Here is a 25,934-nt window from a genome sequence, read left to right on the forward strand (position 1 = left end):
CCTCCCGTCCGTACCCTGGGATCGGTCGGTCCGGCGCCGGGTGGCGCGGGACCCCGTCGCCACCTCGACCGTACGGCGGAGCGGGCCCGTCCGGGCCGGGTCGGGCGACCCGGTCGACGGGGTCGGAGGTCCCGGGTCAGCCGCGCTTCATCAGCCGGCCGACGGCGGCCATCATCTCGGTGGCCATCTCGTCGGCGCGCCCCTCGGCGGCGCCCTCGTGCATGCAGTGCCGGGCGTGCCCGTCGAGCAGGCCCAGGCCGACCTTGTCCAGGGCGGCCTGGATGGCGGAGATCTGGGTGAGCACGTCGATGCAGTAGCGGTCGTCCTCGACCATCTTCTCGATGCCGCGGACCTGGCCCTCGATGCGGCGGAGCCGCGCGAGCAGCTGGTCCTTGCTGGCGGTGTAGCCCCGGGTCGGGGTGGTCGGTGCGGTCATGACGACGAGGATAGCGTACCCCTGAGGGGTATGTTACGGTCCTTCTCGCCGGCCGATACCCCCACCGGGTAACGGTACGGAACACGTGACGGCGATCTCCCGTCCTACTACCCCTGGGGGGTATAGGGTGGGAGCGACGGAAGGGGAGCGACGATGGTCACCACCACGTACCAGGTGCAGGGCATGACCTGCGGGCACTGCGTCAACTCGGTCAGCACCGAGGTCCGCGCGATTCCGGGCGTCGACGACGTCCAGGTGGACCTGGCCTCCGGCCAGGTCACCGTAACCAGCGAGCAGCCGTTGGACCCGGCGGCCGTCCGCGCCGCCGTCGACGAGGCCGGGTACGACCTGGTCGGGGCGTGACGGGAGACACCACGATGAACACGGCGACGAAGTTGAGCGGCTTCGCCCTCGGCCTCGCGGCGATGTTCGGCGCGGCGTACGGGGTCGGTCACCTGACCGGCCCCGTCACCGCCGCCGCCGAGACCCGCCAGGATCCCGCCACCGGCCACGACACCGGTGGCCACGACACCGGTGCCGGTACGGAGTCGACCGACGACCGGCTCCCCGGCGGGCTGCTCGTCTCCGAGCGGGGCTACACCCTGCAACCGGTCACCGCGCCGGCCGGCGACTTCGCCTTCCGGATCACCGGCCCCGACGGCCGCCCGGTCACAAGCTACGACGTGGCCCACGACAAGCGCATGCACCTGATCGTCGCCCGGCGCGACCTCTCCGGCTTCCGGCACGTCCACCCCGAGATGTCGAGCGACGGCACCTGGCGGGTCGCCTCGCCACTGGCCGGCCCCGGCGTCTGGCGGGCCTTCGCCGACTTCACCCCGACCGGCGCGCAGCCGCTGACCCTCGGCGTCGACGTGACCGTCCCCGGCGCGGTCGAGGCGCGGCCCCTGCCCGCCCCGGCCACCAGCACCACCGTCGACGGCTACACCGTCACACTGGCCGGCACGCCGGAGCCCGGGCACACCGCGAAGCTCACGTTCACCGTGCGGCGGGGCGGCCGGCCCGTCACCGACCTCCAGCCCTACCTCGGCGCGTACGGCCACCTGGTCGCGCTGCGCCAGGGCGACCTGGCGTACCTGCACGTGCACCCGGAGGGCACACCCGACGACGGGCGCACTCCCGCCGGACCCGCGGTGACCTTCTCCGCCGAGGTGCCCTCGGCCGGCAGCTACCGCATCTACCTGGACTTCCGGCACGGCGACGCCGTACACACGGCGGAGTTCACCGTCGTCGCCGGCGAGCCGGCCGCCCCGGCCACCGACGCCCCGGCGAGCAGTGCGCCGGCCGCCCCCACCACCACGCCCACCCCGGACGCCGGACCCGGCGAACCCGGACACGGGCACAGCTGAGCAGGAGGTGCCGCGATGGACACCACAGCCAAGTCCCTACCGGTCGCCGCGAACCGGATCGAACTCGCCATCGGCGGGATGACCTGCGCCTCCTGCGCCGCCCGGATCGAGAAGAAGCTCAACCGGATGGAGGGCGTGCAGGCGACCGTCAACTACGCCACCGAGAAGGCCACCGTCTCGTACGCCGACCAGGTCACCGCGGACGACCTGATCGCCACCGTGGAGAAGACCGGCTACACGGCGGTGCTGCCGCCCCCGCCCACCCCTGCCGGGGCCGAACCGGCCGGTGAGCCGGTGGACGAGCTGCGCGGCCTGCGTACCCGGCTCTGGACGTCGGTGGCGCTGAGCGTGCCGGTGGTCCTGCTGGCCATGGTGCCGGCCTGGCAGTTCGACTACTGGCAGTGGCTGTCGCTGACCCTGGCCGCCCCGGTGGTGGTGTACGGCGGGCTGCCGTTCCACCGGGCCGCGTGGATCAACCTGCGGCACGGTGCGGCGACCATGGACACCCTGGTCTCGCTCGGCACCCTGGCCGCCTTCGGCTGGTCGCTCTGGGCCCTCTTCCTCGGCGACGCCGGGATGCCCGGGATGACCCACCCGTTCAGCCTCGACATCGTCCGGGGCGGCGGCGCCGGCAACATCTATCTGGAGGCCGCCGCCGGGGTGACCACGTTCATCCTGGCCGGACGCTACTTCGAGGCCCGCTCCAAGCGCACCGCCGGGGCGGCCCTGCGGGCCCTGCTGGAGCTCGGCGCCAAGGACGTCGCGGTGCTGCGCGGCGGCGTGGAGACCCGGATCCCGGTCGACCAGCTCGCCGTCGGCGACCGCTTCGTGGTCCGCCCCGGCGAGAAGGTCGCCACCGACGGCGTGGTCGACGAGGGCACCTCCGCCGTCGACGCCAGCATGCTCACCGGCGAGTCGGTGCCGGTCGAGGTCGGCCCGGGCGACCCGGTGGTCGGCGCGACCGTCAACGCGGGCGGCCGGCTGGTGGTCACCGCCACCCGGATCGGCGGCGACACCCAGCTCGCCCAGATGGCGCGGCTGGTGGAGGAGGCACAGACCGGCAAGGCCGCCGTGCAGCGGCTGGCCGACCGGATCTCCGGCGTCTTCGTGCCGATCGTCATCGCGCTCGCCGTCGGCACCCTCGGCTGGTGGCTCGGCGCCGGCGCCGGACCGACCGCCGCGTTCACCGCCGCGGTCGCCGTGCTGATCATCGCCTGCCCGTGCGCGCTGGGCCTGGCCACGCCGACCGCGCTGCTGGTCGGCACCGGCCGGGGCGCCCAGCTCGGCATCCTGATCAAGGGGCCCGAGGTGCTGGAGTCGACCCGCCAGGTCGACACCGTCGTGCTGGACAAGACCGGAACCGTCACCACCGGGCGGATGACCCTGGTCGACGCGCTCCCCGCGCCCGGCGAGGACCGGGCCGACCTGCTCCGGCTGGCCGGGGCGCTTGAAGCCGGCTCCGAGCACCCGATCGCCCGGGCGATCGCCGTGGGCGCCGCCGAGGCGGGCGCACTGCCACCGGTCACCGGCTTCGCCAACGTCGAAGGGCTCGGCGTCACCGGCGCCGTCGACGGGCACGAGGTGGTCGTCGGCCGGCTCCGGCTGCTGCGGGAGCGCGGACTCGACGTACCCGAGGCGGTCGAACGGGCGGTGACCGACGCGGAGGCCGCCGGCCGCACGGCCGTGCCGGCCGGGTGGGACGGGCGGGCCCGTGGCGTCCTCGCGGTCGCCGACGTGGTCAAGCCGACCAGCCGGGCGGCCGTCGACGGGCTGCGCGCCCTGGGCCTCACCCCGGTGCTGCTCACCGGCGACAACGCCACCGTCGCGCACGCGGTCGCCGCCCAGGTGGGCATCGACCGGGTGATCGCCGGGGTGCTGCCCGCCGACAAGGTGGCCGAGGTCGAACGGCTCCAGGCGCAGGGGCGGACGGTCGCCATGGTGGGCGACGGGATCAACGACGCCGCCGCGCTGGCCCGGGCCGACCTCGGGCTGGCCATGGGCACCGGCACCGACGTGGCGATCGAGGCGTCCGACCTGACCCTCGTCCGGGGCGACCTCACCGCGGCGGTGGACGCCATCCGGCTCTCCCGGCGCACCCTCGCGGTGATCAAGGGCAACCTCTTCTGGGCGTTCGCCTACAACGTGGCCGCCCTGCCGCTGGCCGCCGCCGGGCTGCTCAATCCGATGGTCGCCGGCGCGGCGATGGCCTTCTCGTCGGTCTTCGTGGTGGCCAACAGCCTCCGGCTGCGCCGGTTCCGGAGCGCAGTCGATCACGCTGGGTGATTCGATCCGGTCCGGTTGGTTTCCCGAATCGGACGTCGGGGTACCTCAGGCGCGTTGGACGAATTGCTGACGAGGAGGCTCGACATGGGTTACGACGACAAGATCGACAACGCCACCGAGAACACCGCCGGCAAGGTCAAGGAGGGCGTGGGGCGCGCCACCGACAACGAGCGCCTCGAGGCCGAGGGCCGCAACGACCAGGCCAGCGCCAACCTCAAGCAGGCCGGCGAAAAGATCAAGGACGCCTTCAAGAGCTGACTGTACGACCTCAGGACGCCGGACCGACCAGTGGTCGGTCCGGCGTCGTGTGCGCGGCCCGACGGCCTGCCCGACGTCCCGCTGCCGCCCGCCCCGGCGACCCGCCGGCCCGGCTGCGGAGCGTGACCGGGTTACCGTCGTCCGGGTGGCGTTTCCCGCCCGGCGGCCGGCTCGTTGCCTCCGACGACGCCCCGCCGAGACCCTGCGCCAGCGCGGCGACGGGTGGGGCGAGCGGGCCCCAGCCCACGCCGACCGTGCCGTCCCGACCGGGGTGGCCGACGACCGAACGGGGAAGCCGATGACCCGCACCACCACCGCCGCCCTCGCCCTGGCGGCGGTCGCCGCCCTCACCGCCGGCTGCCAGGACGGCGACGACACCGCCGGTACGCCGCAGGCCGCCCCCACCAGCACCGCCGCGTCCGCCACGACGCCCGCCGCGACCGCCGAGCCGACCCCCAGCGCCTCCCCGTCCCGGGTGACCGCGGCCAACACCGCCTCCGTCTGCAAGGCCGTCGACGACCTGATCCTCAAGGGCAGCCGGGAGATCGCCGCCGACTCCGCCGCCGCCACCCGGCAGGACCTCACCCCCGAACAGGTCGAGGCACAGCTCAAGGAGAACCTCGCCGACCTGGCCGACGACGTACGGGAGCAGGCCGCCCGGGCCCAGGACCCGCAGATCCGGGCGCTGGTCACCGACGCGGCGAAGAAGATCGACGCCGGGGCCGAGTCGAGCGCCCCGGTGAAGTGGCTCAACTCCACCTTCGTCGCCATCCCGCCGCGCCTCGCCAAGGACTGCCGCGCCTGACCTCAGCGGCGTACCCGGTAGGTGACGTGGGTGACCGTCGGCCCGGCCACCACCGACTCCTGCACCAGCCGTACGTCGCCGAGCCCGGCGAAGAGCGGCTCACCGGCGCCCAGCACGATCGGCACCACGTGCAGTTGGAGCGTGTCCAGCAGCCCGGCCGCCAGGAACTGCCGCACGGTCTCCGCCCCGCCGGCCACCGAGACGTTCCGCTCACCGGCCACCTCCCGGGCCCGGGCCAGCGCCGCCCGCGGCCCGTCGGTGACGAAGTGGAACTCCGTGCCGCCCTTCATCACCAACGGCTCGCGCACCTGCCGGGTCAGCACGTAGACCGGCACCCCCCAGGGCGGCTCGTCACCCCACCAGCCCTGCCACTGCGGGTCCCACCGCCCACCGCCGTCACCGAACATCCGGCGGCCCATCACGTACGCCCCGACGTCCCGGGTCATCTCCTCGACCACCGCGACGTCGACCCCCCGGGGGTCCCCCTCGGGCAGGTCGGAGAGGCCGAAGAACCACTCGTGCAGGCGCAGCCCGTCCCGGCCCAGCGGGTCCTGCCGGCTCTGCTCCGGCCCCGCCACGTACCCGTCCAGCGACATGGAGATCTGACAGCTCACGTTTCCCATTCCGGGTGGACTCCGGTGGGCCGGCGTACTCATCGGTCCCCGCCCGCCCGGGCCGCCCGCAGCTCCAGATAGCGGCGCTCCGCGACGCTGGTGGTGCCCCGCGCCGCGGCCAGGTACGCCGCCCGCGCCGCCGCCCGGTCCCCGGCCAGCTCCAACAGGTGCCCGCGGACCGCGGCCAGCCGGTGGTGCCCGGCGGTCCGCTCGTCGCCGGCCAGCGGCGCCAGCAGGGCCAGCCCGGCCTCCGGGCCGTCCATCATCGCCACCGCCACCGCCCGGTTCAGGTCGACGATCGGGCTCGGCGCCACGGCGGCGAGCACCCGGTACAACGCCACGATCTGCGGCCAGTCGGTCTCCGCCGCCGACGGCGCCTCGGCGTGCACCGCCGCGATCGCCGCCTGCACCTGGTACGGCCCCGGCGCCGACCAGGTCAGCGCGTCGGTCACCAGCGCCACCCCCTCGGCGATCGCCCCCCGGTCCCAGCGGTCGCGGTCCTGCTCGGCCAGCGGCACCAGCTCACCGGCCGGCCCGGTCCGGGCCGGCCGGTGCGCGTCGGTGAGCAGCATCAACGCCAGCAGCCCGGTCACCTCGCCGTCGTCGGGCAGCAGCCGGTGCAGCTCCCGGGTCAGCCGGATCGCCTCGGCGGTCAACTCGGCCCGGTGCAGGTCCGGGCCGGTGGACGCGGTGTACCCCTCGTTGAAGATCAGATAGAGCACCTGGCGGACCGCCCGCAGCCGCTCGTCCCGCTCGGCCGGGGCGGGCAGCGTGAACCGGGCCCCGGTCGCCTCGATCCGCTGCTTCGCCCGGCGGATCCGCTGGCTCATCGTCGGCTCCGGCAACAGGTGGGCGCGGGCGATCTCCGCCGTGCTCAGCCCGCCCACGGCGCGCAGCGTCAACGCCACCTGCGCGGGCCGGTTCAGGGCCGGATGGCAGCAGAGGAAGAGCAGCCGCAGGGTGTCGTCGTCGGCCGGCGCCACCTCGTCCGGCGGCGGGGCGACCGCCGCGTACGCCGGTTCCCGGACCGCCACCGCGACCTCGCGCTCCCGGCGGGCCCGCTCGCTGCGCCACTCGTCGGTCAGCCGCCGCCCCGCCACGGTCAGCAGCCAGCCGCGGGGATGCTCCGGCACCCCCTCGGCCGGCCACCGGGTGGCGGCGGCCAGCAGCGCCTCCTGCACCGCGTCCTCGCAGGCGTGGAACTGGCCGTGCCGGCGGACGAGGATGCCGAGGACCTGCGGCGCGAGGCCGCGCAGCAGCTCCTCGACCGCCCCGGGCGCGCTCACATCTCGGTCCCGCCGTCACCCATCACCGGGCGCACCTCCAGCACGCCCAGACCCCGCCGCACGTCTGGCCAGCCCGCCGCGATCTCGGCGGCCCGCTCCGGGCTGTCGCAGTCGACCGTCAGATAGCCGGCGAACTGCTCCTTGCTCTCCAGGAACGGGCCGTCGGTGACCTCCGCCCGCCCACCGGCCAGCCGCACCGTCCGGGTCTGCGACGGGTCGGCCAGCGCCTCCCCGCCGACCAGCTCACCGGAGGCGGTCAGCTCCTTCATGATCTCGTCGACCTCACCGAAGATCTCGTTGCGTTCCTGCTCGGTGAGCCCCTCGACGAAGCCGGGACGGTTCCAGATCAGCAGCATGTACTTCACGGCGGCACTCCTCACGGACCGGTGCCACGCCGCTCGTGGCACCTCTCGGTACGGGGTCGGAGCCGACCCGACGGATCCGACGACCTCCCGGGAAGAAAATCACGGTCCGACCGCCGGCCGGGTGCGCCGGGCCGGTCAGCGGCCGCGTACCTGCCGGGCGGGCCGGCCGGGGCGCAGCGAGGCCCGGTCGGCGGCGGAGGTGCCGGAGGACCAGCCCTCGGCGTCCCGGACGGTCAACCGGGCCCGGGTGACCCCCGGGAAGAGGGAGTCCATCCGTTCCTTCACGGCGTCCGAGCGGGCCGCCAGCACCGGCAGCAGCCGGTCGTCGCCCTCCTCTGCCACCGCCCGGTCGACCGCGTCGGCGGACTCCCGCAGCCGCTCGCCGATCCGCAGGGCGAAGGCGTTCAGGAACGACTCGTCGTACGCCTTGGTGCGCCGGCTGCCGGTCGGCCGCCGCTCGGCCCGACCGCGCAGCATCGCCGCGGTGGCCTGCACCAGCAGCGAGGTGTAGAGCAGCTCCACCGCGGCCAGGTCGGTGGGGAACCCGAGCACGGTGGCGAAGCCCAGGTCGTCGGACCAGACCGACTCGCACCGGTTCGCCGCCGCCACCTCCTGCACCAGCAGCGCCTTCGCCCCCGGGTACGGCGCCTCGGTGCCGAGCCGGACCCCGCCCGGCCGGTCGGGGCGTTCCGCGGTGGCGTCCAGCAGCGCCGCGTCGATGCTGTGCCGGGCCATCAGCTCCTGCGCCTTGCCGGTCAGCGCCTCCGCCTCGGCGGGGAACGTGGTCGACTCGGCCTTGGCCAGCAGCGCGCGTACCCGGTCCAGCATCGGTGACCCGGAGGAGCGGGAGGCGTCCCGGCCGGCGGCGGCCGGGCCGCCGGGCGGCGGCCGGAGCACCGCGATCGGCGGCAGCGACTCCACCAGCACCAGGACGTCGACGGCGTCCCGCAGCGCGCTGATCCGGTCCACGCCCTGCCGGCCGGCCCACCGTTCCAGCCAGCCGGCGTCGCCGTCCCACCGGCCGTCGAGGGCGGCCACCTGCTCGTCGAACCAGGCCGGCACCGCCCCGGCCAGCTCGGCCCGCTGGGCGACGGCCAGGTCGGCGACCAGCCGGGCCGCGCGCGGGTCCAACCGTCGGGCGGCGATCCGGGCCAGGTCCAGCGGCTGCCAGCCCCGCGACCAGAGCCCGCCGACCCGGCGGACCAGCCGGGCGCGCAGCGCCGCCGCCACCACATCGGGGGCGCCCACCACCAGCCGGTCCAGGGACCGCTCCGCCAGACGTACGTCGGTGCCGCGGGCAGCCGCGACGGCCTCGCTGATCAGGTCGTCGGCGTCGGTCACGGACTGCTCCCCGGTGCTCCTCGGCCGGCCCGGCGGCCGGTCGTCCGGGCGGAACGGTACCGCCGCCGGGCACCCGCGCAGCGGCGTCCGGGGCGCGTACCGCCCGGGAGGTGGCGCAACTCTCCCCACGGTCCGTGACCCGGGGCCGGTCGGGGCGGGGTGAATACTGGGCCGATGGAGTGCACCCGGCCCCGCCTGCTGCTGGTCGAGGACGACCGCGCGCTGACCGGGCTGCTCGCCGACCTGCTCACCGAGGAGGGGTACGACGTCGACGTGGCCGCCGACGGGCACCGCGGCCTGCACCACGCGCTGACCCGGGACTACCAGGTGATGGTGGTGGACCGGGGGCTGCCCGCCCTGGACGGGCTGGAGCTGGTGGCCCGGCTGCGCGGACGCGGGGTGGCCTGCCCGGTGCTGCTGCTCACCGCCCGCGGCTCGGTCGCCGACCGGGTCGACGGGCTGGACGCCGGCGCGGAGGACTACCTGGTCAAGCCGTTCGAGGTGGCCGAGCTGCTGGCCCGGCTGCGGGCGCTGCGCCGCCGGCACCCGGAGACCGCCGGTTGGCTGCCCGTCGGGCGGCGCCGGCTGGACGTGGCGAACCGGCGGGTGGTCGAGGGGACGACCGAGTTCCCGCTCTCGGCCCGCGAGTTCGCCGTGCTGCACGCCCTGGCCGGCCGCCCCAGCAAGGTCTTCACCCGGGCCGAGCTGCTCAGCGCCGCCTTCGACCGGGCCGACGCCCCGGGCACCGTCGACGCCTGCGTCCACCACCTGCGCCGCAAGCTCGGCCGGGACGTGGTGCGTACGGTGCACGGGCTCGGCTACCGGCTCGGCGGGCAGTGAGGGCGGGCGGGACGTGGACGAGGCCCGGCTGATCCGCGCCCGGCGGCGCAGCGTCTGGCAGACCGCCGCCGCGATCGGGGCGGTGCTGCTGCTGGCCGGTGGGCTGATGTTCGCCCTCACCGTGCGGGAGCAGTCCCGGACGCTCGACGCGGAGCTGCGGCAGGTCCTGGTGCAGGCCGAGGACGTGGACGACCCGCCGCCCGGGCAGTACCTCGCCCGCTGGCCGGCCGGTGGGGCCGGCCCCGCCGACGTCACCCCGGCCGCCTCGCCGGAGCTGGTCCGGGTGCTCGACCGGGCGGCCGGCCGGCGGGACGGCCGGTTCGAGGCCGACGCGGGCGACGACCGTCCGGTCCGGGTGCTGGTCGACCGCCGCGCCGACGGCAGCCGCTGGGCCGTGGCGGCCGACCTGCGTCCGCTCGACGACGAGCGCCGCCGGTTGGCCGGCGCGCTGCTGCTGGCGGAGCTGGCCGGGCTGGCCGGCGCGCTGGTGGCGGCCACCCTGCTGGCCCGACGGGCGGTGGCGCCGCTGGCCACCGCGCTCACCCTGCAACGCCGCTTCGTCGCGGACGCCTCGCACGAGCTGCGCACCCCGCTGACCGTGCTGCACACCCGGGCCCAGCTGCTCGCCCGGCGGGCCCGTCAGCGGCCGGTGGCCGGCCTCGCCGACGAGCTGGACCGGTTGGTCGCGGACACCCGGGTGCTGGGTGAGGTGGTGGAGGACCTGCTGGTCTCCGCCGCCGCCGAGCAGCAGCCGCTGCCGGATACCGTGGTGGACCTGGCCGAACTGGCCCGCGCCGTGGTGGCCAGCATGGCGCCGTACGCCGCGCAACGGCAGGTCGGGCTGAGCGTCGAGGCCGACCCCGCGGCCCCCGTACGCGGGGCGGCCACCGCGCTGCGGCGGGCACTGACCGCACTGGTGGACAACGCCATCGGCCACGTGCCGCCCGGCGGCTCGGTACGGGTCTCGGTGACCCGGGACGACGGCCGGGTGCACGCCCGGGTGGCCGACGACGGGGTGGGCCTCGATCCGGCCGACGCGGACCGGCTCTTCGCCCGGTTCGCGCACGGCGAGGGCGGCGCGGGCCGACGGTTCGGACTCGGCCTGGCGCTGGTGCAGCACGTGGCGAGCGCACACCGGGGCACGGTCGAGGTGGCCGGGGCGCCCGGCCAGGGGGCAACGTTCACCCTGCTGCTGCCCGCCGCCTGAGCGGGCCGGCCGGGGGCGGGCCGCGAACGCCCAGCCCGGGGTGGGCAAGGAATTCGCAAGAAACGGCGGCCAGGGTGGGGGCGACAACCACCGACCGAGGAGTGACCGTGCCCGACACCGTCAACGGACTGCCCGTGCACCCGCTCGTGGTGCACGCCGTCGTCGTCCTGCTGCCGCTCGCCGCGCTGGGCGTACTGGCCCTCGCCGTCCGGCCGGCCTGGCGGGGCCGCTTCGGCGTGCTGGTGGTGGCGATCGCCGCGCTGGCCACGGCCGCTGTCCCGCTGGCCACCGAGAGCGGGGAGAGCCTGGAGCACCGGGTCGGCGACCCGGGCCGGCACGCCGAACTCGGCGACACCCTGCTCTGGTTCGCCCTGCCGCTACTGGTCGTCGCGGTCGGCCTGGTGCTGCTGCACCGGCGGGCCACCCGCACCGGCACCGACCGGCCGGCGTCCGGCTCGACGGCGCTGAACGTGGTGGCCGCCGTGCTGGCCGTGGTGGTCGCGGCGGCGAACCTGGTGCAGGTCTACCGGGTGGGCGAGTCGGGCGCCAAGGCGGTCTGGGGGGACACCCCGGTGGCCCAGCAGGCCGGCGGCGACGACTGACCGTCGCTCAGCCCGGGGACCCCAGCCAGCGGACCAGCAGCACCGTCGCGTCGTCGCCGAGCCGATCGTCCTGGTACGCGAGGATCGCGTGCACCAGCCGCCGGGCGGCCTCCGGCAGCGGCAGCTCGTCGGCGAGTGCCTTGACGGTGAAGTCGACCAGCCGGTCCACCCCGAACAGCTCCCCCTCGGCGGATCGGGCCTCGATGATCCCGTCGGTGTAGAAGAGCACGTCGTCGCCCGGTTCCAAGACCTCCTCGATCACCACGGCCGGCCGCAGGTCACCGAGGGTCACCGGCAGCGCGGTCGGGGTGGGCAGCACGGTGGCCACCTTCCCGCGCCGGATCACCAGCCCGCTCGGGTGCCCGGCCGAGATCACCCGCAGCCGCCCGGTGCGCTGGTCCAGCTCGGCCAGCACCCCGGTGATCAGGCCCCGGCGGTCGTGCCGGCGTACCGCCTCGTCGATGTGGTGGTAGGTGGCGGCCAGGTCGAGGCCGCTGCGCCGGGCGTTGCGGTACGCGGCCAGCGCCAGGCTGGCCAGCATCACCGCCCGCATCCCGCCGCTGGAGCCGTGGCCGACGGCGTCGAAGAGCGCCAGGTGCGCGACGTCGCCGTTGACCGCGTAGTCGAAGGCGTCCCCGCCCACGTCGTAGCTGGGTTCCAGGACGCCGCTGATCACCATGCTGCCGGTGGCGAAGGTGAGCGGCGGCAGCTGGGCGCGGAGCATCTCGGCGGCCAGCCGCATCGGCTCGCGGCGGCGGACCCGCTCCACGGTGTCGCTGTAGGCGCCCCGGGTGACCAGCAGCTCGGCCAGGAGGGAGGCGGCGGCGGAGAAGTCCGGCACCCGGTCGTCGGGAACCGGCGCCCCGCTGACCACCTCCACCACGCCGAGGCGTTCCAGCCCGTCCAGCAACGGCACCCAGAGCCGGTGGTCCGCCCCGGCGATCGGCCGCATCAGGCCGTACGCCCGGCCGGCCAGGGTGCCGTCCACGGTGATCGGCTCCCGGTGCGGGGTGCCCGGGTCCGTCATCGGCAGCAGCTCCCGCTGCTCGTGGTCGACCAGCCAGAGCAGCATGTCCTTGGCGCCCAGCTGGGCGGCGGCCTGCCGGGCCAGCCGGGGCAGGTCCTCCGGCCGCGCGTGGTGGGACTCCCTGAGCAGGTCGTGCAGGGCCTCGCGCTCACCCATTCGCGGTCGCGCCTCTCAGCCGCGGGGGAACGACGCCCAGATGTGCTTCGTTCCCTCGGTGGCGTACCAGCCCACGTCGAGGGAGAAGGCCCGGGCGAGTTGCAGACCCCGCCCGCCGGAGCCCAGCGGGCGGGTGTCGGCGAGCTCGGGGATGGTGGTCAGGTCGTGGTCGGCGACGTCGAGGATGAAGCAGTCGTCCGCGCGCAGCAGCCGGACCGTGGTCGGCGGTAGGCCGTGTACCAGGGCGTTGGTGGCCAGTTCGGTGGCGACCAGGACGACCGCCTCCGGGATGTCCTCCAGGGACGCGCCGTCGGCGAGCACCTCCCCGGTCAGCGCCTTGTGCAGGGAGGCGCGCAGCGTGCGCAGCTCCGCACCGCTGGTCAGCTCCCAGCGTTCGATCTCGGTGGCCTGCGGCGTCGGCGGCGAGGTGCGGAGCTGTCCCATGATCTGCCTTTTACCCTCGGTAGTTGCCCGTCACACTGCCCGGAGGGTGTCCGTACGGTCACTCCGGGCGTAGTGGTCCGGCCGGGTATGCCCGGGTCTCCGCCGCCTTCACCGCCGCCCAGACCGGCTGGCCGGGGACCAACCGCAGCTGGGCGGCCGCGGCCGGGGTGACGTCGGCCGCCACCCCGACCGGCCCGTCGAGCTGGATCCGCAGGTTGTCGCCGTGCCGCTGGACGCCCACGACGGTGGCCGGCCAGGTGTTGCGGGGGCTGCCGTCGGGCCGCTGCCGGTGCAGGGCGACCGCCGACGGCGGGAAGGCCACGAAGGCGTCCCCGTCGACCCGGTCGGCGGCGGTCAGGGTCAGCTCCGGGGCGATCCGGACGGCGTGCCCGTCGCCCCGGCCCCGGTGCAGGTTCAGGCCGACCAGGTGGGCGACGTAGTCGGTGCGCGGCCGGGCGGTGACGGTGGCGGCGTCGCCCTCCTGCACCACCCGGCCGTCCTCGACGATCACCAGCCGGTCGGCGAGCACCAGCGCGTCGAGCGGGTCATGGGTGACCAGCAGCGCGGCGTGCCGGTGGGCGGCGAGGTGCCGGTGCAGCTCGGTACGGGTCTCCAGCCGGGTCCGGGCGTCCAGCGCGGCCAGCGGCTCGTCGAGCAGCAGCAGGGCCGGGTCGACGGCGAGCGCCCGGGCCAACGCCACCCGCTGGGCCTGGCCGCCGGAGAGCTGCCGGGGCCGGTGTCGGGCATACCCGGCGAGCCCCACCCGGCCGAGCCACTCCTGCGCCCGGGCCCGGGCGGCCCGCCGGTCCAGTCCCCGCCGGCGCGGCCCGAACGCCACGTTGTCCCGGGCGGTGAGGTGCGGGAAGAGCAGGTGGTCCTGGAAGACCACGCCGATCCGGCGGCGCTCCGGCGGGGTGAAGGCACGGCGGGCGGGCCGGTCCAGGTCGACGCCGTCGAGGGTGACGTGGCCGGCGGTGAGCGGGTGCAGCCCGGCGAGGACCCGCAGCGCGGTGCTCTTGCCCGCGCCGTTGGGCCCGAGCAGCGCCACCACCTCGCCGGCGGCGATCCGCAGCCGGACGTCCAGCCGGAAACCGTGGTGGTCGGCGACCAGGTGGGCGTCGAGCAGCGGCCGACCGCCGGGGGCGTCCGGGGCCGGTCCGGCCCGCCGGTCGGTCGCGCCCTCGGCCTGGTCGGTGGCCCTCACCGGTCGGCCGGGGGCGCCCCCGGGCTGGTCGGTGACGCTCACGGGCCGGTCACCCAGCGGTCGCGGAGCGCGGCCAGGATACCGACCGAGACGGTGAGCAGGATCAGGCTGAGCACCACGGCGGACTCCAGGTCGGTCTCCAGGGCCAGGTAGACGGCGAGCGGCATGGTCTGGGTCCGGCCCGGATAGTTGCCGGCGAAGGTGATGGTCGCGCCGAACTCACCGAGCGCCCGGGCCCAGCAGAGCACCGCGCCGGCCGTCACCCCCGGGGCGACCAGGGGGAGCGTGACGTGGGTGAAGGCGGTCCAGCGGCCGGCGCCCAGGGTGGCGGCGGCCTCCTCGTACCGTCGGTCGGCGCCGCGCAGCGCACCCTCCACCGCGATGATCAGGAACGGCATCGCCACGAACGCCTCGGCTAGCACCACCCCGGCGGTGCTGAACGGCAGGGTGACGCCGAACGTGTCGTCCAGCCAGCCGCCGAGCAGCCCCCGGCGACCGAAGACCAGCAGCAGCGCCACCCCGCCGACCACCGGTGGCAGCACCAGCGGGACGGTGACCAGCGCGCGGACCAGCCGGCGGCCGGGAAACTCGACCCGGGCCAGCAGCCAGGCCAGGGGCACGCCGAGCAGCAGGCAGAACAGGGTGGCCAGGGTGGCGGTCTGCACCGACAGCCGCAGCGCGGTGAGCACCCCGGGCGCGGTGAGCCGCTGCGGCAGCGTCGTCCAGGGGGCCCGGGCCAGCAGCCCGACCAGCGGCAGGAGCAGGAAGAGCAGGCCCAAACCGGCCGGCACCAGCAGGGCCGCCGGCACCCGACCGGCCGCGGCGCGCCGCCGCGCCGCCCCGCTCCGGGCCGCGCCGGTCGTCGCGGGCCCGGCCGGGGCGGCGCCGTCGGTGCCGGTCACGCCGGTGCCGGTCACGCCGGTGGCGGCTGGAAGCCGGCCGCGGTGAGGACGGCCCGGCCGGCGGGCGAACGGACGTACGCGACGAAGGCCGCCGCCCCGGCCGGGTTGCCGGCCCCCTTCAGCGCCACGATCGGGTAGTCGTTGACCGCCCGCGCCGACTCGGGGAACTCCACCCCGGTCAGCCCCGGGGCGGCCCGGACGTCGGTGCGGTAGACCAGGGCGGCGTCCACCTCGCCCAGCCTCACCTTGGCCAGCGCGCCCTTGACGTCCCGCTCCAGGGTGACCGGGGTGAGGCGTACGCCGGCGGTGTCGAGGGCCTTGCGGGCCGCGTCGCCGCAGGGCACCTGCGGGGCGCAGAGGGCGACCTTGGTGCCCGGCCGGGTGAGGTCCGCCAGGCCGCGTACGCCCTTCGGGTCGCCGGCCGGCACGGCGATCACCAGCTGGTTGCGGACGAAGACGGCCGGCTCACCGGCGGCGTCCCCGGCGTCGGTGACCGTACGCATCGGGCCGGGCGCGGCGGAGGCGAACACGTCGGCGGGCGCCCCCTGGGTGATCTGGGTGGCCAGCGCGGAGCTGCCGGCGAAGTTGAAGGTGACCCGGGTGCCCGGGTGGGCGGCCTCGAAGCGCTTGCCGAGCGCGGTGAACGACTCGGTTAGCGAGGCGGCGGCGAAGACCGTGACGGTGCCTCCGCCGGTGTCGCCCGCGCCGGGCGGGTCGTCGGTGCCGCCGCAGCCGGTCAGGGTGAGCGCGGCCAGGGCGACCGCCCCGGCCAGCAGCGGGCGTAGCCGTCTCATCAGCCGCTCCTCGGGTTGCCGGCCACGGGTGCCCGCTCCACCACCACGGTCGTCGACTTGATCACTGCGACGGCCACCGAGCCGACCCGCAGGTCCAGCTCTTCGACCGCTTCCCGGCTCATCAACGACACCACCCGGAACGGCCCGGCCTGGATGTCCACCTGTGCCATCACGGTGTCCTTGACCACCGCGGTGACGATGCCGCGCAGCCGGTTGCGGGCCGAGGAACGCCCGGTGCCCTCCTGGTCGGCGGCGCCGGCCCGGACGAAGGCGGCCAGGTCGGCGCCGCCGATCGTCCGGTGCCCGTGGTCGTCGCGGCTGGCGGGGAGGCGGCCGGCGTCGACCCAGCGCCGCACCGTGTCGGCGCTGACGCCGAGCAGTTCGGCGGCCTCGCCGATCCGGAACTCAGACACGCCACCACCCTAGCCATCGTGGCTGCGGCGCGAAACTCCCCGGAATCCTCGCATTGGCAAGCCGTAGCCATCCTCAGCCCTGGCAACTGCGTGGTGGCTCGGAACCCGGCCGCAGGCGTCGGCGGCGGGCTCCTCCTTACCTGCTGGCGTCGGCGGTGCCGGCCCCCTACGGTGAGTGCCGTGGCGAGGACCGGTCCGGCGACCCGACCGTGGCTGGTCGACGCCGCCGTCACGCTGGCCGTGCTCGTGGTGGCCGAGTTCGCCGTGGTGACCGGCCAGGAGGCCGGCGCCCGGCCGCGCGACTGGTTCGCGTACGCCCTCGGGGCGGCGATGGCCGCGCCGGTGCTGCTGCGCCGCCGGTCCCCGCTGGTCGCCCTCTACCTGGCCGCCGGGGCGCTGCTGGTCTTCTACGCGGTGGGCTACCCGGGCTTCCCGCCGGCACTGGTGCTCGCTGTGCCGCTCTACGACGCCGCCCTCGCCGGCCACCTGTGGCGGGTGCTGCCGGTGCCGTCGTTCTTCCTGCTCACCGGCGGTGAGGTGAGCGTCCGGCGGGGGCTGCCACCGCTGGACACGGTGGCCGTGTTCCTGCCCCAGGTCGCCGTCGTGGCGGTGGCGATGCTGCTCGGCGCCCTGGTCCGCAGCCGCCGGGCGTACGCCGCCGGTGTGCGCGAGCGGTTGGCGCAGGCCGAGCGGGAGCGGGAGCGGGAGGCGGAGCGGCGGGTGACCGAGGAACGACTGCGGATCGCCCGGGACGTGCACGACACGGTCGGGCACGCGATCGCCACCATCACCGTGCAGTCGGCGGCGGCGTTGCAGCTGCTCGACCGGGAGCCGGAGCGGGCCCGCGAGGCGCTGACCGCCATCCGGGGCACCGGCAAGGAGGCCCTGGCCGAGCTGCGCGCCACCCTCGGGGTGCTGCGCGGTGACGACGGCGGGCCGGCCACCGAGCGGGACGCCGGGCTGCACCGGCTGCCCGACCTGCTGGACGCGGTCCGGGCCGCGGGGCTGCGGGTCGAGCTGGACGGCGACCCGGGCGGGGTGGACCTGGCCGGTCCGGTCGACCACGCGGCGTACCGGATCCTTCAGGAGTCGCTGACCAACGTGCTGCGGCACGGCGGCCCGCTGGCCCGGGCGCAGGTGCGGCTGCGGACCGCGCCGGGGACGCTGGCCATCGAGGTCGGCGACGACGGGCCGGGCGCCGGCCCGACCGCCGGGGACGGGGGCGGGCGTGGCCTGGCCGGGATGCGGGAGCGGGTCGAGGCGCTCGGTGGGACCTTCGACGCCGGGCTTCGACCGGCCGGCGGTTTCCGGGTACGCGCCACACTGCCGAGGGGGACGACGACGTGATCCGGGTACTGCTCGCCGACGACCAGTCCCTGGTCCGCGCCGGGCTGCGCGCGCTGCTGGAGGGCGCCGGCGACCTGACCGTGGTGGGCGAGGCCGGCAACGGCGGGGCGGCGGTGGCGCTGGCCCGGGAGTTGCGCCCCGACGTGGTGCTGATGGACATCCGGATGCCGGACGTGGACGGGGTGACCGCCACCCGGCGGATCACCGAGGACCCGCAGCTGTCCGGGGTGCGGGTGGTGATGCTGACGACCTTCGTCGAGGAGGAGGACGTCTTCGCCGCGCTGCGGTCCGGGGCGAGCGGCTTCCTGGTCAAGGACGCTGAGCCGGAGGAGCTGGTGCAGGCGGTGCGGATCGTCGCCCGGGGCGACGCCCTGCTCTCGCCGAGCGTCACCCGGGCGGTGATCCGGCGTTCGGTCGCCGCCGCGACGCCGGCCGTGGCCCGCCGCGAGCCGCCGGAGGTCGCCGCGCTCACCGCCCGGGAACGTGAGGTGGTCGCGTTGGTGGCGGCCGGCCTGAGCAACGAGGAGATCGCCGCCCACCTGGTGGTGAGCCCGCTGACCGCCAAGACCCACGTGTCCCGGGCGATGGCCAAGGTGGGTGCCCGGGACCGCGCGCAACTGGTGGTGGTCGCCTACCAGAGCGGGCTGGCCACGCCCGACGCGTACTCCCCGGGGAGTACGCCGGGGCAGTAGCCGGGGCGGCCGGGTGTCTTCCCCGGGGGGACGTCCCGGGGCGTCGCCGCGACCAGCATCGGTGCCATGGACACCTCATGGCTCGCCCGGCTCGCCGCCTTCTGCCACCGTCGCCGGCTCACCGTCGTCGTCGGGTGGCTGCTGATCGCGGTGGTGTCGGTCCTCCTGGCCGCCCGCTGGTCCGGCCCCACCTCCGACGACTTCACCACCGGCCCCACCTCGTCGGGCACCGCGCAACGGCTGGTGCGGGAGCACCTGCCGGAGTTCACCGCCGACTCGATCACGCTGGCCGTACGCTCCACCGTCCCGGTCGACGACCCGGCGGTCCGGGACCGGGTGACCCGGCTGGTCGACGAGCTGGGCCGCTCCCCGCACGTCGCCCGGGTCAGCTCCCCGTACTCCGGCCAGGGGCAGGTGTCCGCCGACCGGCACACGGCGTACGCGGTGGCCGCGCTGGCCGTGCCCAGCGGCGACCTGCCGGTGCCGGAGACCGCGAAGCTGCTGGACCGGGTGCACGCGGCCACCGGGGACGGGGTGACGTTCGCGCTCTCCGGGCGGGCGGTCGACGCGGTGGAGACGCCGGGCGGCGGCGCGGCCGACGCGGTGGGGCTGGCGGTGGCGATGGTGGTGCTGCTGATCGCCTTCGGTTCGGTGCTCGCCATGGTGGTGCCGATCGTGACCGCGGTGGTCGGCATCGTGGTCGGACTCTCCGCGCTGGAGCTGCTGCGCAACGTGCTCCCCACGCCGGGCTTCGCCGCCGTGCTCGCCACGATGATCGGGCTGGGCGTCGGGATCGACTACGCGCTGTTCATCGTGACCCGCTACCGGGAGGCGCTGGCGGCGGGGCGTACGCCGGCCGAGGCCGTGGTGGACGCGACCGGGACGGCCGGCCGGGCGGTGCTCTTCGCCGGCGGCACCGTGGTGGTGGGGCTCTGCGGCCTGCTCCTGACCAACCTGGGCTTCCTGCGCGGCCTGGCGGTGGGCTCGGCGGCGACGGTGGCGGTCACCATGGCCGCAGCGGTGACCCTGCTGCCGGCGCTGCTGGGGCTGCTCGGGCACCGGATCGACCGGCTGTCGGTGCACCGGCGCCGGGAGTCGGCGCAGCCGTTGTCGGCGCGTTGGGCTTGTGCGGTGGCCCGCCGGCCGGTGGTCGCCACGCTGCTGGCCACGCTGGTGCTGGCCGGGCTGGCCGCGCCGGTGCTCGGGATGCGGCTGGGTACGCCGGACGCCAGTACCCAGCCCCGGGACACCAGCGCCTACCAGGCGCACCGGATCCTCGCCGACGGCTTCGGGGATGGGTTCGACGCGACCCTCTCGGTGGTGGTCCGGCTGCCCGAGGGTGACCCGGAGCTGATCGCCGGGCGGATCGCCGGGCTGCCCGGGGTGGCGTCGGTGAGCCCACCGCGGCGCAGCCGGGACGGTGCGGTGGCGGTCCTCGCCGTCCGCCCGACCACCGGCACCCAGGACCCGGCCACCGTCGAGCTGGTCCACCGGCTGCACCGGGCGACCGAGGGCCAGCCCGCGTACGTGGGCGGGGCGGCGGCGGCCACCATCGACTTCGCCGAGCTGACCCGGGACCGGCTGCCGGTGGTGATCGTGGTGGTGGTGGGCGTGTCGCTGCTGCTGCTGATGGTGGTCTTCCGGTCGGTGGTGCTCGCCCTGAAGGCCGGCCTGCTCAACCTGATCTCGATCGGGGCGTCGTTCGGGGTGCTGGTGGCGGTGGTGCAGTGGGGCTGGCTGGGCGGGCTGCTGAACTTCCCGACCGCGATGCCGGTCACCGCGTGGGTGCCGCTGATCATGTTCCCGATCCTGTTCGGGCTCTCCATGGACTACGAGGTCTTCCTGGTCTCCCGGATCCGCGAGGCGTACGACGCGACCGGGGACAACCGGCGGGCGGTCCGGGAGGGGCTGGCCCGCAGCGCCCGGGTGATCAGCGCGGCGGCGGCCATCATGATCGCGGTGTTCCTGTCGGTGATGCTCGGCGCCGACCTGGGGGTCAAGCAGCTCGGCCTGGGCCTGGCGGTGGCGGTGGCGGTGGACGCGACGGTGGTCCGGCTGGTGCTGCTGCCGGCGTCGATGGAGCTGCTGGGGCGGCTCAACTGGTGGCTCCCGCGCTGGCTGGACCGGGTGCTGCCGCAGGTCCGGCTGGAGGACGGCCCAGGTGCGCGGTCCGTGGCGGCGGGCGACCACCACCTGCACGCCGCGGGTCGCTCCGCCTGAGCGGGCGGTCGTCGGGTCGCCCGGTCCCTCCGTGCCGCTCCCTTCCCGGGCGGGTCGCGGCCCCGACAGCCGCCCGAAGTGAGCGTGATACCTCAGGGGCATTTTGATGACTCTGAGGTATCACGCTCGTCGGCTTGCGTGCTGCCGCGCGGCCGCTCCGGCCGCCCAGGCCTCACGGTGATCGGCCAGGTCGGGCGGCGTCCCAACTGGTGGTCGGTCTTTGACCCTTGGGCTGGGACTGGGCCAATATTGGCCCAGAATGTAGACACCTACTCCACATTGTGAGACGAGGACCGTGGCCGAGAGAACGCTTGTCGAACGCATCTGGGCGGAGCACGTCATCGACGGCACCGATGAGGAGCTCATCTTCATCGACATGCACCTCGTTCACGAGATCACCTCTCCTCAGGCGTTCGAGGGGCTTCGAGACACGGGCCGCCGGGTCCGCCGGCCGGACCTGACGATCGCCACCGCCGACCACGACGTGCCGACCAGCAGCCGGCAGGTCCCGCTGGCCGACGAGATCGGCCGGCGGCAGCTGATGCTCCAGATCCGCAACTGCCGCGAGTTCGGCGTCGAGCTGCACCCGATGAACAGCCTCGGGCAGGGCATCGTGCACGTGATCGGCCCGCAGATGGGCCTCACCCTGCCCGGCATGACGATCGTCTGCGGCGACAGCCACACCGCCACCCACGGCGCGTTCGGCGCGGTGGCCTTCGGCATCGGCACCAGCCAGGTCGAGCACGTGCTCGCCACCCAGACCCTGCGGATGAGCAAGCCGAAGAGCATGCTGGTCCGGCTGGCGGGCACGATCTCTCCGCAGGCCACCGCCAAGGACGTCGCCCTGGCCGTGATCCGGGCGATCGGCACCGACGGCGGCTCCGGCCACCTGATCGAGTTCCAGGGGCCGGTCATCGACCGAATGAGCATGGAGGGCCGGATGACCCTCTGCAACATGGCCATCGAGGCCGGCGCCCGCAGCGGCCTGATCGCCCCCGACGAGACCACCTTCGCCTACCTGGAGGGGCGCGAGCGGGCGCCGCAGGGCGCCGACTGGGAACGGGCGAAGGCGGAGTGGTCGACCTACCGCAGCGCGCCCGACGCGGTCTTCGACACCGTGGTGGAGCTGGACCTGGACGGGCTGGGGCCGCAGGTGACCTGGGGCACCAACCCCGGTCAGACCACCGACATCGACGGCGCGGTGCCCGACCCGGCCGCGCTGGCCGACCCGGTGGCCCGGGACGCCGCCGTCCGGGCGCTGGACTACATGGGCCTGCGTCCCGGGCAGCGGATCGCCGAGATCCCGATCCGGACAGTCTTCATCGGCTCCTGCACCAACGGCCGGCTGGAGGACCTGCGGGCCGCCGCCGAGGTGGTCAAGGGGCACACGGTGGCCGACGGGATCACCGCCCTGGTGGTGCCCGGCTCCGAGAAGATCAAGCGGCAGGCCGAGGCGGAAGGGCTGCACGAGGTGTTCACCGCCGCCGGCTTCCAGTGGCGCAACCCGGGCTGCTCGATGTGCATCGCGATGAACGGCGACGTGGTCGAGCCCGGCACCCACGCCGCCTCCACCTCCAACCGCAACTTCGAGGGGCGGCAGGGCCCCGGCGCCCGTACCCACCTCGTCTCGCCGCGCAGCGCCGCCGCGACCGCCATCTCCGGCCGCCTCGCCGCCAGCCTGGCCGACTGACAAGGACGTCACCATGGACAAGATCGACAGCATCACCGGCACCGCCGTGCCGATCGACGCCTCCGACGTCGACACCGACCAGATCATCCCCGCCGTGTGGATGAAGCGGGTCGAGCGCACCGGTTTCCAGGACGGCCTGTTCGCCAAGTGGCGCCGCGACCCGGGGTTCGTGCTCAACCAGCCGGAACGCCGGGGCGCGACGGTCCTGGTGGCCGGGCCGAACTTCGGCTGCGGCTCGTCCCGCGAGCACGCCCCCTGGGCGCTGCGCGACTACGGCTTCAAGGCGATCATCGCGCCGAGCTTCGCCGACATCTTCCGCAACAACCTGCCGAACATCGGCCTGGTCCCGGTCACCCTCGACGAGGCGTCCTGCCGGAAGGTGATGGCCGCGGTGACCGCCGACGCCGCCGCGCCCGTCACGGTCGACCTGGTCGCCCGTACCGTCACGTGTACGGCCGCCGGGGTGGTCGACGTCCCGTTCGTGATCGAGGAGAACGCCCGCTACCGGTTGATCAACGGCAAGGACCTGATCGACCTGGCGCTCGACTACGACGAGCAGATCCGCCGGCACGAGGAGCGTCGCCCGTTCTGGATGCCCCGCACCAACGGGCAGGTCGAGCCGGCGTTCGAGCTCTCCGGCGTCGAGCAGTAGGCATTCCGTCCCCGGCCTCGACCGCCCCGGCGGGCGGCCGGACGAGCAGAACCAGAAGCGAGGTTGATCCTTCATGACCACCACCGTGACGCGCGTGCAGTGGCCGGGCTCCGCCCCGGACGAGGCCGTGCACGCGCTGGCCGCCGAAGGCGGGCTGGTCGTGGCCGCCACCAAGGTCGGCTACATCCTGATGACCACCGACGGCGCTGGCCTGGAGCGCAAGTTCGACGCCAAGCGGCGGCGGCGCGACAAGCCCGGCGTGGTGCTCTGCGCCGACCTGGCGCAGCTTCAGGAGCTGGCTGTGCTCAACGACGAGATCCTCCGCTTCTACCAGGCCCACTGGGAGCAGGACGTCCTGCTCGGCTGCATTCTGCCCTGGCGGGAGGAGGCCAAGGCGCTGATCCCGGACCCGACGGCGCACGAGCTGGCGATGGACTCGCGGGGCACCAGCTGCTTCGTGATCCGGTTCGGCCGGCCGGCGGAGCAGCTGGTGGAGAGGATGTGGCAGTCGCGGACGCTGACCTTCGCCAGCTCCGCCAACCCGTCCGGGGTGGGCAACAAGGGCCGGGTCGACGGGATCGGCGAGCGGATCGAGCGAGAGGCAGACTTCATCCTCGCCGCCGACGACTACGTCGCCTCGATCCAGCCCGGTAAGGACGAGGGCAGCCGCCACGAGCAGGGCGTGATGGTGTCGATGGTGGACGAGGCCGGTCGGCTCGTGCCGGAGCAGCACGGTCAGCGGTCGGTCACCCCGTGTCCCACCCTGATCCGCCGCGGCCTCGACTGCGACCGGATCATGGAGAACCTGGCGGTGGCGTTCCCGTCCTGGGACTACCGGCACGGCCAGTACTACTGATCCCGCGCGGTCGGGCCGGGCACGGTGGCCCGGCCCGACCGGTGCGGTCAGCGGGAGATCAGGGCGAAGACCCCCCACCCCAGGTACTCCCGGCGGCGGACGTGCCGCAGTGGATCCCCGGTCAGCTCCCGGCGTAGCTCCCCGGCCAGCTCGTCCTCCGGGTTGGCGTCCAGCCAGCGGCGCAGGTTGAGCCAGTGCGCCGCCGCGTACCGGTCCCAGCTGCCCTGGTCGGCGAGGACCATCTCGACGAGGTCCCAGCCGAGGTCGCCGAAGAGCGTGACCAGGCCGGCCAGGTCGTGGAAGTCGTCCCTGGCGGTCGCGTGGCAGTCGCGGACCGTCTCCTCGTCGGGCGGGTCCAGCCGCCAGTACGGCTCGCCGACCAGCGCCATCCCGCCGGGGCGCAGGGCGCGGGCCAGGATCTCCAGCGTGCCGGGGACACCTCCGCCGATCCAGGTGGCGCCGATGCAGGCGGCCACGTCGACCGGCCCCTCGGGTACGAAGGCGGCGGCGTCGCCGTGCACGAACCGGACCCGGTCGGCCACCCCCAGTTCGGCGGCCCGGTCCCGGGCGGCGGCGGTGAAGGCGGTGCTGATGTCCACCCCGGTGCCGGCGACGCCGTGGTCGCGGGCCCAGGTGCAGAGCAGTTCGCCCTTGCCGCTGCACAGGTCGAGCAGCGAGTCGCCGGGCTGGAGTCGGATCGCCTGACCGAGGGTGGCCAGCTTGCCGGCGTCGAACGGGTTGAGGATGCGCAGGTCACCCTCGCGGATGACGTGGTGGCGGGGCAGATCCATGTCGGTGTCTCCTGACGGTCGTGCGCGAGCGGATGGATGTCGGACGCCGGTCGGCAGGGACCGGCACGCTCGGCAGCGGCACGAAAACACCCTCTTCGAGGCTCGTCGGAGTGACGGCCGTCAGGCTAGGCGGGGACTCCGGGGCGGGCAACGGGTTTCCGGGGGTGCCCGGTCCACACCACGGCCGTCCGGAGGGTGTCGGCCGGACGGATATCTGCTGTGGTCTATGTCACGTTACCGTCGTCGCACGCCGGCCCCCGTCCCGGCCGGCGAGACGGAGGACGTCATGACCACCACGCCGAGAAGGGTCGCCGCCACCCTGGTCGCCGCCCTGCTCCTGCTCCTGTCTACCGGCGTGCCCGCCCGGGCCGCCGCCACCCCGTACACGAAGGCCCCGGTCGCCGGCCCGCTGGGCACGTACCGCGTCTCCGGTGTCTACGTCGCCGGGGTCTCCTCCGGTGGCTACCTGGCGACCCAGCTCCAGGTCGCGTACTCGGCGCGGATCCGGGGCGCGGCGATCTTCGCGGCCGGGCCGTACTACTGCGCGCAGAACAACGTCGCCCAGGCGCTGTACGGCTGCGGCGACAACCTCTATCCCACCCACGTGTCCACCCTGGAGGGCTACACCCGCAGCTGGGCGTCGTACGGCTGGATCGACGGCACGGGCAACCTCGCCGGCCAGCCGGTCTACGTCTACCACGGTGGCAGTGACGGCACGGTGAAGAAGTCGGTCACCGACGACCTGGTCCGCTACTACCAGGATTTCGGCGCCAGCGTCCGGTACGACAGCGGCAGCGCCGCCGGGCACGCCTGGGTAACCCCGTACGGCACGGTGGGCTGCACCTCGACCGCCTCGCCGTACCTGAACGACTGCGGGACCGACCCGCAGGGTGCCTTCCTGGGCAAGCTGTTCGGTGCGGTCGCGCCGCCGAACACCGGCCCGCTGGGCGGCACGCTCGTCCGGTTCGGCCAGGACGCGTTCGCGGTCAACGGCTGGGCCAACGGCCTGAGCATGGACTCGAGCGGTTTCGCGTACGTGCCGGCGAGCTGCGCCGCGGGGGACACCTGCCGGCTGCTGGTGGCCCTGCACGGCTGCGCCCAGGGGTACGCCCGGGTCGGCACCGCCTTCGTCGACCGGGCCAACCTCAACCAGTACGCGGACACCAACCGGACGATCGTCCTCTATCCGCAGGCGATCTCGACCGGGGTGAACCCGAACGGTTGCTGGGACTGGTGGGGGTACCTGGGCGCCACGAACTACCCGATCAAGGGTGGGGCGCAGGTGGAGACCGTGATGAACATGGTGCGGCGGCTGGGTGGCTGAGCGGGTCGGCGCAGGCTG

27 protein-coding genes are annotated in these 25,934 nt (G+C 75.0%); 15 read left to right on the plus strand and 12 right to left on the minus strand.

The window, feature by feature from the left end:
• Positions 1 to 136: 136 nt before the first annotated feature.
• Positions 137 to 436, minus strand: a complete 300-nt coding sequence (locus GA0074704_RS05755) for a metal-sensitive transcriptional regulator (protein WP_046568942.1) — start codon at positions 434 to 436, stop codon at positions 137 to 139.
• Positions 437 to 589: 153 nt separating this feature from the next.
• Between GA0074704_RS05755 and GA0074704_RS05760 the strand changes: the two genes are divergently transcribed.
• From GA0074704_RS05760 to GA0074704_RS05780, 5 genes are all read left to right on the plus strand, one after another.
• Positions 590 to 799 carry a heavy-metal-associated domain-containing protein gene (locus GA0074704_RS05760; protein WP_088969535.1) on the plus strand — a complete coding sequence of 70 codons (210 nt, stop codon included), beginning with the start codon at positions 590 to 592 and terminating at the stop codon, positions 797 to 799.
• Between the two features lie 14 nt (positions 800 to 813).
• Positions 814 to 1,803, plus strand: a complete 990-nt coding sequence (locus GA0074704_RS05765) for a hypothetical protein (RefSeq protein WP_088973476.1) — start codon at positions 814 to 816, stop codon at positions 1,801 to 1,803.
• Between the two features lie 15 nt (positions 1,804 to 1,818).
• Positions 1,819 to 4,086, plus strand: coding sequence for a heavy metal translocating P-type ATPase (locus GA0074704_RS05770; protein WP_088969536.1), 2,268 nt, complete (start codon positions 1,819 to 1,821; stop codon positions 4,084 to 4,086).
• 84 nt (positions 4,087 to 4,170) lie between these two features.
• On the plus strand, positions 4,171 to 4,344 hold the full coding sequence (locus GA0074704_RS05775) for a CsbD family protein (RefSeq protein ID WP_088969537.1): 174 nt from the start codon (positions 4,171 to 4,173) through the stop codon (positions 4,342 to 4,344).
• Between the two features lie 298 nt (positions 4,345 to 4,642).
• Positions 4,643 to 5,149: a hypothetical protein gene (locus GA0074704_RS05780; RefSeq protein ID WP_157743605.1), complete on the plus strand. Its 507-nt coding sequence runs from the start codon at positions 4,643 to 4,645 to the stop codon at positions 5,147 to 5,149.
• Positions 5,150 to 5,151: 2 nt separating this feature from the next.
• Here GA0074704_RS05780 and GA0074704_RS05785 read toward each other — a convergent pair whose 3' ends face one another.
• The 4 genes from GA0074704_RS05785 to GA0074704_RS05800 form a co-directional block, all read right to left on the minus strand.
• Positions 5,152 to 5,772: a dihydrofolate reductase family protein gene (locus tag GA0074704_RS05785; protein ID WP_088969539.1), complete on the minus strand. Its 621-nt coding sequence runs from the start codon at positions 5,770 to 5,772 to the stop codon at positions 5,152 to 5,154.
• A 29-nt stretch (positions 5,773 to 5,801) separates the two neighbouring features.
• Entirely contained in the window at positions 5,802 to 7,049 is a 1,248-nt protein-coding gene (locus tag GA0074704_RS05790) for an RNA polymerase sigma factor (protein WP_088969540.1), read from the minus strand.
• Positions 7,046 to 7,405: a YciI family protein gene (locus tag GA0074704_RS05795; protein ID WP_231926883.1), complete on the minus strand. Its 360-nt coding sequence runs from the start codon at positions 7,403 to 7,405 to the stop codon at positions 7,046 to 7,048. The genes GA0074704_RS05790 and GA0074704_RS05795 overlap by 4 nt, the downstream gene beginning before the upstream one ends.
• A 144-nt stretch (positions 7,406 to 7,549) precedes the next feature.
• Positions 7,550 to 8,755, minus strand: coding sequence for a DUF2786 domain-containing protein (locus tag GA0074704_RS05800; protein WP_088969542.1), 1,206 nt, complete (start codon positions 8,753 to 8,755; stop codon positions 7,550 to 7,552).
• Positions 8,756 to 8,929: 174 nt separating this feature from the next.
• Here GA0074704_RS05800 and GA0074704_RS05805 point away from each other — a divergent pair, with 174 nt between their 5' ends.
• The 3 genes from GA0074704_RS05805 to GA0074704_RS05815 all read left to right on the plus strand — a co-directional run bounded on the left by GA0074704_RS05805 (position 8,930) and on the right by GA0074704_RS05815 (position 11,404).
• Positions 8,930 to 9,595: a response regulator transcription factor gene (locus GA0074704_RS05805; protein WP_088969543.1), complete on the plus strand. Its 666-nt coding sequence runs from the start codon at positions 8,930 to 8,932 to the stop codon at positions 9,593 to 9,595.
• A gap of 13 nt (positions 9,596 to 9,608) precedes the next feature.
• Positions 9,609 to 10,802, plus strand: coding sequence for a sensor histidine kinase (locus GA0074704_RS05810; RefSeq protein ID WP_197697601.1), 1,194 nt, complete (start codon positions 9,609 to 9,611; stop codon positions 10,800 to 10,802).
• Positions 10,803 to 10,909: 107 nt separating this feature from the next.
• Entirely contained in the window at positions 10,910 to 11,404 is a 495-nt protein-coding gene (locus tag GA0074704_RS05815) for a DUF2231 domain-containing protein (protein ID WP_088973478.1), read from the plus strand.
• A gap of 7 nt (positions 11,405 to 11,411) precedes the next feature.
• Here the strand turns inward: GA0074704_RS05815 and GA0074704_RS05820 are convergent, their stop codons facing one another.
• The 6 genes from GA0074704_RS05820 to GA0074704_RS05845 form a co-directional block, all read right to left on the minus strand.
• Complete coding sequence (locus GA0074704_RS05820; RefSeq protein ID WP_088969544.1) at positions 11,412 to 12,587, minus strand: PP2C family protein-serine/threonine phosphatase; 1,176 nt, start codon at positions 12,585 to 12,587, stop codon at positions 11,412 to 11,414.
• 15 nt (positions 12,588 to 12,602) lie between these two features.
• Entirely contained in the window at positions 12,603 to 13,031 is a 429-nt protein-coding gene (locus GA0074704_RS05825) for an ATP-binding protein (RefSeq protein ID WP_088969545.1), read from the minus strand.
• 58 nt (positions 13,032 to 13,089) lie between these two features.
• Entirely contained in the window at positions 13,090 to 14,157 is a 1,068-nt protein-coding gene (locus GA0074704_RS05830; protein WP_088973479.1) for an ABC transporter ATP-binding protein, read from the minus strand.
• A 116-nt stretch (positions 14,158 to 14,273) separates the two neighbouring features.
• A complete protein-coding gene (locus GA0074704_RS05835) occupies positions 14,274 to 15,044 on the minus strand; it encodes an ABC transporter permease (RefSeq protein WP_231926884.1) in 771 nt (256 codons plus the stop codon).
• 104 nt (positions 15,045 to 15,148) lie between these two features.
• A complete protein-coding gene (gene modA, locus GA0074704_RS05840) occupies positions 15,149 to 15,931 on the minus strand; it encodes a molybdate ABC transporter substrate-binding protein (protein WP_088969546.1) in 783 nt (260 codons plus the stop codon).
• Complete coding sequence (locus GA0074704_RS05845; RefSeq protein ID WP_088969547.1) at positions 15,931 to 16,344, minus strand: TOBE domain-containing protein; 414 nt, start codon at positions 16,342 to 16,344, stop codon at positions 15,931 to 15,933. The genes modA and GA0074704_RS05845 overlap by 1 nt, the downstream gene beginning before the upstream one ends.
• Positions 16,345 to 16,524: 180 nt before the next feature.
• On the opposite strand from GA0074704_RS05845, the gene GA0074704_RS05850 reads away from it, so the two are divergent.
• The 6 genes from GA0074704_RS05850 (at position 16,525) to GA0074704_RS05875 (ending at position 23,801) form a co-directional block, all read left to right on the plus strand.
• Positions 16,525 to 17,691, plus strand: a complete 1,167-nt coding sequence (locus GA0074704_RS05850) for a sensor histidine kinase (RefSeq protein ID WP_088969548.1) — start codon at positions 16,525 to 16,527, stop codon at positions 17,689 to 17,691.
• The gene (locus GA0074704_RS05855; protein ID WP_088969549.1) at positions 17,688 to 18,383 is read left to right on the plus strand and encodes a response regulator; all 696 of its coding nucleotides are present in this window, start codon (positions 17,688 to 17,690) and stop codon (positions 18,381 to 18,383) included. The genes GA0074704_RS05850 and GA0074704_RS05855 overlap by 4 nt, the downstream gene beginning before the upstream one ends.
• 66 nt (positions 18,384 to 18,449) lie before the next feature.
• Positions 18,450 to 20,603 carry an MMPL family transporter gene (locus tag GA0074704_RS05860; protein WP_088969550.1) on the plus strand — a complete coding sequence of 718 codons (2,154 nt, stop codon included), beginning with the start codon at positions 18,450 to 18,452 and terminating at the stop codon, positions 20,601 to 20,603.
• 295 nt (positions 20,604 to 20,898) lie between these two features.
• Positions 20,899 to 22,293 carry a 3-isopropylmalate dehydratase large subunit gene (leuC, locus tag GA0074704_RS05865; RefSeq protein WP_088969551.1) on the plus strand — a complete coding sequence of 465 codons (1,395 nt, stop codon included), beginning with the start codon at positions 20,899 to 20,901 and terminating at the stop codon, positions 22,291 to 22,293.
• A gap of 13 nt (positions 22,294 to 22,306) precedes the next feature.
• Positions 22,307 to 22,945, plus strand: coding sequence for a 3-isopropylmalate dehydratase small subunit (leuD, locus tag GA0074704_RS05870; RefSeq protein WP_088969552.1), 639 nt, complete (start codon positions 22,307 to 22,309; stop codon positions 22,943 to 22,945).
• A 73-nt stretch (positions 22,946 to 23,018) separates the two neighbouring features.
• Entirely contained in the window at positions 23,019 to 23,801 is a 783-nt protein-coding gene (locus GA0074704_RS05875; protein ID WP_088969553.1) for an L-threonylcarbamoyladenylate synthase, read from the plus strand.
• Between the two features lie 47 nt (positions 23,802 to 23,848).
• Here GA0074704_RS05875 and GA0074704_RS05880 read toward each other — a convergent pair whose 3' ends face one another.
• Complete coding sequence (locus GA0074704_RS05880) at positions 23,849 to 24,592, minus strand: SAM-dependent methyltransferase (protein WP_088969554.1); 744 nt, start codon at positions 24,590 to 24,592, stop codon at positions 23,849 to 23,851.
• A 286-nt stretch (positions 24,593 to 24,878) separates the two neighbouring features.
• Between GA0074704_RS05880 and GA0074704_RS05885 the strand changes: the two genes are divergently transcribed.
• The gene (locus GA0074704_RS05885; protein ID WP_088969555.1) at positions 24,879 to 25,916 is read left to right on the plus strand and encodes an extracellular catalytic domain type 2 short-chain-length polyhydroxyalkanoate depolymerase; all 1,038 of its coding nucleotides are present in this window, start codon (positions 24,879 to 24,881) and stop codon (positions 25,914 to 25,916) included.
• Positions 25,917 to 25,934 lie beyond the last annotated feature (18 nt).

The sequence above is a fragment of the Micromonospora siamensis genome, assembly GCF_900090305.1.
GTDB lineage: Bacteria > Actinomycetota > Actinomycetes > Mycobacteriales > Micromonosporaceae > Micromonospora > Micromonospora siamensis.